The 1960-nt window shown below is 52.8% G+C and carries 1 rRNA gene; it reads right to left on the bottom strand.

Annotation, left to right across the window (positions count from 1 at the left end):
* Nucleotides 1-273 precede the first annotated feature (273 nt).
* A 16S ribosomal RNA gene (locus Pmgp_RS19135) occupies nt 274-1951 on the bottom strand.
* Nucleotides 1952-1960: the final 9 nt, after the last annotated feature.

Genomic DNA, 1960 nt, shown 5'->3' with positions numbered 1-1960 from the left:
CACGGTCTCTCAAAACTAAACAGTGGCGTTTCGGTAGCCGGTTGTCGGTTGTCAGTAGTCGGATTGTTTGTTGGAATTCGCCTCTGGCGAATTCCTTCTTAAAATCTGACTACCCACTACCCACTACTGACTACTGAATTGGATGTACCGACCTGGGATTTGTGTGGTGTGTCGTGGGTCGTTAGTCGTTGGATTTTTGTTGGAATTCGCTTTAGCGAATTCCTTCTATCCCAACCACCAACCACTTACCACTTACCACCAACATCTCCTTAGAAAGGAGGTGATCCAGCCGCACCTTCCGATACGGCTACCTTGTTACGACTTCACCCCAATCACCAACCCCACCTTCGACGGCTGCCTCCCAGCACTCAACCTGATACTTAATAGTTTACCTTCCTATCCAATGATAAAACCATCTTGAATATTCTTACTTATCAAATACCAGGTTGAGTGCTGGGTTAGCTCACCGGCTTCGGGTGTTGTCAGCTTTCGTGGTGTGACGGGCGGTGTGTACAAGGCCCGGGAACGTATTCACCGCAGTATGCTGACCTGCGATTACTAGCGATTCCGACTTCATGCAGGCGAATTGCAGCCTGCAATCCGAACTGAGACCGGCTTTTATCGGATTTGCTCCGCCTCGCGGCTTCGCTTCCCTTTGTACCGGCCATTGTAGCACGTGTGTAGCCCAGGACATAAGGGGCATGATGATTTGACGTCATCCCCACCTTCCTCCGTTTTGTCAACGGCAGTTCGTCTAGAGTGCTCATCTTTACACGTTAGCAACTAAACGTAAGGGTTGCGCTCGTTGCGGGACTTAACCCAACATCTCACGACACGAGCTGACGACAACCATGCACCACCTGTCTCCCTGTCCAACCGAAGCTGGAAAACCATCTTTCAATGACTGTCAGGGGATGTCAAGCCCTGGTAAGGTTCTTCGCGTTGCGTCGAATTAAACCACATGCTCCACCGCTTGTGCGGGCCCCCGTCAATTCCTTTGAGTTTCAACCTTGCGGCCGTACTCCCCAGGCGGGGTGCTTATTGTGTTAACTACGGCACAGAAGGGGTCGATACCTCCTACACCTAGCACCCATCGTTTACGGCGTGGACTACCGGGGTATCTAATCCCGTTTGCTCCCCACGCTTTCGCGCCTCAGCGTCAGAAACAGGCCAGAGAGCCGCCTTCGCCACTGGTGTTCCTCCCAATATCTACGCATTTCACCGCTACACTGGGAATTCCACTCCCCTCTCCTGCCCTCAAGTTCCCCAGTTTCAAAGGCAGGCTACCGGTTAAGCCGGTAGTTTTCACCTCTGACTTAAGAAACCGCCTACGCGCCCTTTACGCCCAGTAATTCCGGACAACGCTCGCCCCCTACGTTTTACCGCGGCTGCTGGCACGTAGTTAGCCGGGGCTTCCTCCTCAGGTACCGTCACTTTCTTCTTCCCTGAAGACAGAGTTTTACAACCCGAAAGCCTTCTTCACTCACGCGGCGTTGCTCCGTCAGGCTTGCGCCCATTGCGGAAGATTCCCCACTGCTGCCTCCCGTAGGAGTCTGGACCGTGTCTCAGTTCCAGTGTGGCCGTCCACCCTCTCAGGCCGGCTACCCATCGTCGCCTTGGTGGTCTTTTACACCGCCAACTAGCTAATGGGACGCGGACCCATCTATATGCGGATTGCTCCTTTCCTCACAAAAGCATGTGCCTCCGCGAGCGTATCCGGTATTAGCACCAGTTTCCCGGTGTTGTCCCGGTCATATAGGCAGGTTATCCACGCGTTACTCACCCGTCCGCCACTATCCAGCACTCAACTTGCTACTCACCAGATATATCGCTTCCTCTAATTAAAACTCTATATCTTATGAGCACTAAGTTGAGTGCTGGACCGTTCGACTTGCATGTGTTAAGCACGCCGCCAGCGTTCGTCCTGAGCCAGGATCAAACTCTCCAATTATATTTGAAA

This window comes from Pelotomaculum propionicicum (assembly GCF_004369225.1).
In the GTDB taxonomy this organism is placed as follows: Bacteria; Bacillota; Desulfotomaculia; order Desulfotomaculales; family Pelotomaculaceae; genus Pelotomaculum_B; species Pelotomaculum_B propionicicum.
Note: the sequence above shows the minus strand (reverse complement) of the source record. Positions and strands in the feature narration are given on the sequence as shown.